This window comes from Gammaproteobacteria bacterium (assembly GCA_013696315.1).
Classification (GTDB): domain Bacteria; phylum Pseudomonadota; class Gammaproteobacteria; order JACCYU01; family JACCYU01; genus JACCYU01.
Genome location: JACCYU010000019.1, coordinates 1 through 4830, shown reverse-complemented (window position 1 = coordinate 4830; position 4830 = coordinate 1). Strand labels below are relative to the sequence as shown.

The 4830-nt window shown below is 60.8% G+C and carries 3 protein-coding genes; all 3 read left to right on the top strand.

Annotated elements, in window-relative coordinates; genetic code table 11:
• On the top strand, window positions 1-1498 hold a 1498-nt coding region (locus H0V34_01020), incomplete at its 5' end, for an FAD-dependent oxidoreductase (GenBank protein ID MBA2490330.1).
• A 99-nt stretch (window positions 1499-1597) separates the two neighbouring features.
• Window positions 1598-3745 carry a 4Fe-4S dicluster domain-containing protein gene (locus H0V34_01015; protein MBA2490329.1) on the top strand — a complete coding sequence of 716 codons (2148 nt, stop codon included), beginning with the start codon at window positions 1598-1600 and terminating at the stop codon, window positions 3743-3745.
• A gap of 58 nt (window positions 3746-3803) precedes the next feature.
• Window positions 3804-4830: hypothetical protein (locus H0V34_01010; protein ID MBA2490328.1), on the top strand; the 1027-nt coding region annotated here is incomplete at its 3' end.

Genomic DNA, 4830 nt, shown 5'->3' with positions numbered 1-4830 from the left:
TGCCATCGAGGTTGAAGTGGACGGCATGAAGTTCGTCGAACTGGCTGATCCTTACGTTGACGTTTGGGATGTCAACGTAGGAGACATTGCGGAGTGGGGCGAGGATGCAGGGCCTTCGCGTTTTTATAGTCAGGGCCATCAGATTCCGTGGCAAAAGTTCATTAAAGAGGTGACCAAGAAACCGGTGCTGGGTGTCGGTCGCTTCACCGATCCCGAAAAAATGGCCGAGGTGATCCGCGCCGGCCAGCTCGACATCATCGGCGCGGCGCGCCCGAGCATCTCCGATCCGTGGCTTCCCAGGAAAATCGAGGAAGGTCGTATCGACGATATCCGGGTCTGCATCGGTTGTAATGTTTGCATCTCGCGCTGGGAAATCGGCGGGCCGCCCATGATCTGCACGCAGAACGCCACCGCCGGCGAGGAATACCGCCGTGGCTGGCATCCGGAAAAATTCCCCAAGGCGGGTTCCGACGATTCAGTCCTGGTGGTCGGCGCCGGCCCTGCCGGTTCGGAATGCGCGCGCGTATTGCTGGAGCGCGGCTATACCGTGCATTTGTACGACAGCGCGGAGAAGGTCGGTGGCCACAATAACGATGTGTCCACACATCTCCCCGGCCTCGGCGAGTGGGGCTACCACCGTGATTACCGCGAGCAGCAGATACAGAAGCTCTTGAAAAAGAATAAGGACTCGCAACTGGCATTGGGGCAGAAACCCATGACTGTGGACGCGGCACTCGAATATGGCGCCGAGAAGATCGTGATAGCCACAGGCGCTTCGTGGAATACCGACGGCACCAATGCATTAACTCACGCACCGATCCCGGGCGCCGATGCGAGTCGGGACGACCAGATTACGCCGGAGCAGATCTACGCGGGTAACAAGGAGATCGGCAAGAAGGTGATTATCCTGAGTGCCGATCCGTACTACATGACGCCAAGCCTTGCGCAGAAACTGGCCGAGGCAGGCCGCGAGGTCACCATCGTGGATGGTGTCGGGCTGGGCAGTTACATGGAGTTCACTCTGGAGTTTCCCAACACCATGCGCATGCTGCACGAGAATCACGTCGAGATCATCGGCGAGAGCTTTGTGTCGCGCATCGAGCCAGGTCGCATCGAGATCTATAACCTGTACGGTGACGGCTCCAAACGCGAGTATCGCGGCCCCGGAAAACTGCCGCGCCGGGAAAACACGACCCACGCGTGGCGCGAGTTCGACACCCTGGTGCTGGTCACGGGACGCCACTCCAACGACGAGCTGTATCGGGGCTTGAAGGCGCGCAAGGACGAGTGGTCCGATAATGGCGTCAAGGACGTATACGTCATCGGTGACGCCTGGGCGCCCAAGCTGATGGCCGATTCAACTTTCGATGGCCATCGGCTGGCGCGGGAGATCGAGGAGCCCAACGCGCAGTGGCCTAAACCCTATCGCCGCGAAGTCGCGGTGTGGGGTACTGCGCACATGCCGGAAGGAGCGTTCGAGCTCGAATATCAGACTTGACCGATGATGGGCTCGGCGCGGCTACACAGTCGCACCGAGCCTGATTAGCCGGCCTGGCACAGTCCCCACAGCTTGCGTAGCTAAACCGAGACCAGTCTTATGGATCTACTGGAGCACGGCCATAACCCGGATGAGGTCACCAGGATCCTGTTCCAGGATTTTCCCGGCTGGATGGTCGTCTCTTTCTATGTGGTCGCGCTGGCGGCCATAGCGGTATTTCTCTACGGTTGTTATCTACAGGTCAGAAAATATCGCCGCGGCACCGCGTTCAAGCTTGCCCATATCGGCAGCGGTCTCAAGGAAATGCTGGGACAGCTACTTGCCCATCGCTCATTGAGACGCCGTGACGTGTCGGCGGGCCATGCGCACGCTCTGATCTTCTTTGGCTTCGTGCTGCTATTCATCGGCACCGCCACGATCACCCTCGACTACGACATCACTGCGCCTCTGCTGGGGATCAGCTTCTGGGACGGGACGTTCTATCTCTGGTTCTCGCTGGTTATGGACCTCGCCGGGCTGGCCTTGATTGCAGGGCTGATCTACATGATGTATCGCCGCCAGTGGCTGCGACCGCCCAAGCTGGATTACACCCGCCCGGACCGCTCCGAGAATGAGCCGGATGCGGATCGCAGCGGATATCGCCGCGAGGACTGGGCCTTTCTCTGGTTGCTGATCCTGATCGGCATCACCGGGTTTGTTCTGGAGGCCGCACGGCTGGTCTGGCTGCAAGGCGATCCAACTGTGTGGAGCTATCGCTGGTGGTCACCCGTGGCGGCATCGATGGCTTACCTCTTCGAGGGCCTGGCGCTGTCGCCGGAGGGTGCTGCGGATCTGCGCCTGTACACTTGGTGGGTGCACGGCATTCTGGCCTTGAGTTTTGTCGCCTTGATTCCGTACACCAAGGTCAAGCACATTTTTACATCCATGGGGGCGCTGGCGATCCGGGACCCAAGGCCGTCGGCGCGCCTGCCGCTGGCGGATCTGGAAGGCGAGAAGATCGGCTACAAACTGATTACGGATTTCAGCTGGAAGCATCTCCTGCATCTGGATGCGTGCACCAAATGCGGCCGCTGCCACGAGGCCTGCCCCGCCAATGCCACGGGTTATCCGCTGTCGCCGCGCGATCTGGTGCTGTCACTGAGAGAGCTGGCCGCCCAGACTCTGGAGGGCAGCAAACTTCCCGATAACGACAAGTTGATCGCCGTAGGAGACGGGGTCAATCAGATCAGGGCGGAGACCTTATGGGCCTGCCGCAGCTGCGCCGCTTGCGTAGAGATTTGCCCGGTGGGCATCGAACACGTGCCTATGATCGTGGAGATGCGACGGACGCTGGTCGAGGAAGGCGAGATGGAGGCGACCGTGCAGACGGCCTTGCAGCAGATACAGAAGAAAGGCAATTCGTTTGGTGAGAACAAACGCAAGCGGCCGGCCTGGACCAAAAAGCTGGACTTCGAGATCAAGGACGCGCGCAAGGAGCCGGTCGAGTGGCTCTGGTTCGTGGGCGACTTCGCCTCGTTCGATCCGCGTTATCAGAAGGTCTCGCAGGCTTTCGCGCGAGTCCTCCATGGCGCGGGAGTCGATTTCGGGATTCTATTCGAGGCGGAAATGAACGCGGGCAATGACGTCCGTAGAGTGGGCGAGGAAGGCCTGTATGAGCACCTGGCGGAGTCCAACATTGAGACCTTGAGTCAGTGCGAGTTCAAAAAAATCGTGACCACCGATCCGCACTCGTTCAATACGATCAAAAACGAATATCCCGACTTCGGCGGTCGCTACGAGATCGAGCACGCCAGCACCCTGACCCAGCGGATGCTCGCGAACAACGAGATCAAATTGAAGAAGAAGCTCGATCGTAAAGTGACATTTCACGATCCCTGTCATTTAGGCCGCTTGAACAAGGGCTATGACGCCCCGCGCGAGTCGATCCGGATGCTGGGTGCCGATCTCGTGGAGATGGGTCGCACGCGCGATAACTCATTTTGTTGCGGCGCGGGCGGTGGGCGCATCTGGATGGCGGACCCCGCGGATAGGGAAAAGCCGTCCGAAAATCGCATGAAGGAGGCGGCGCAAATCGAGGGTCTGGAGGTATTCGTGGTGGGTTGTCCGAAGTGCATGAACATGTTCGAGGACTCGGTCAAGTCCACCGGCAACGAGAAACAGATCAAGGTGCAGGAGCTGATCGAACTGGTCGACGAGTGTATGGACACAGTCATCGAGCATCCACCAAGACAGGCGGCGCAGGCCTGAAAGGACTCGCGCGAACATCGTGAACAACCCTGGACGGAATGCGCAGAGGCGCTCATCGATGCAAGTGTCAGCGAACTGCCAAGATCTCGAAGAATTGATCGTTCATGTTAGCGAACGCGGCGATCCGTACCTGGCAGTGGCTCTGCATCCCTTCGCCGCATCGGCGGCTCGCAAGGCGCTCGAACGCGTGAGTCTGGCTAACCGAAAATTACGGCGTCTGTTTGCCGGTGCGCCTTATACGCCGCCCTCCATTCTCGAAGTACTGAGCAAGGACCCGGACGAGAAAATTCGCCATAGAGTCGCGCGTCATCCGCGTACTTCCAGCGCGACTCTGGCGTGGCTGATGGACACGGATCGCTCGTCCGCCGTACATGCCGCGATCGCCGCCCATGGCAACGCGGATGCGGCGCTGCTCGATAAGCTGCTGGACGATCCTTCGGACGCCGTGCGCCACGGGCTGTGCGGCAATCCGCATACGGGCGCCGCGGCGCTCGCATCCCTGGCCGCGCATGCAAGCCTCAGGCAGCTCAAGGAGATTGCGCGAAATGCTATCGCGGACGCCACGGTGCTGCGTAGCCTGTGGGCCCGCGCCGATGTATATCTTCGCGGAGAGATTGCCGCGCACCCCAACTGTCCGTCGGACGTGTGCAGTGAAGCCGAGCACGATCCCGAGCCGCTGATACGTCGGATGCTGGCCGCCAACCCCGCGGCGACGCTCGCTACGCTGGTGCGTTTGCTGCGCGACGTGGAAGGCCAGGTGCGGGCCGCGGCGACGCGCAATCTCGCCGTCCCGGACAGTGCGCTCAAGGCTCTGGTGGACGATCCGTCGCGTCAGGTGCGGCGTATCCAGGCGCGGCGACATGGCCAGATGCGTGAAATTCTCGCGAGTCTGGCGGACGATGACGATCCCTGGGTGCGGCGATGGGTGGCGCGCAATTCCGCGACACCCGAAGCCGTGCTGCGCAGGCTGGCGGTGGACGAAGAAACGGAGGTCCGCCGGGGGGTCGCCCGCAATCCGTCATGTTCGGTGGCGCTGTTACGGGAGCTGGCGCGAGACCCGCAAGCCTGGGTGCGGGCCGGCGTGG

Excerpts from the sequence above, each read along its gene's own strand:
- H0V34_01015 (MBA2490329.1), top strand. The coding sequence starts at position 1,598 with ATGGATCTACTGGAGCACGGCCATAACCCGGATGAGGTCACCAGGATC.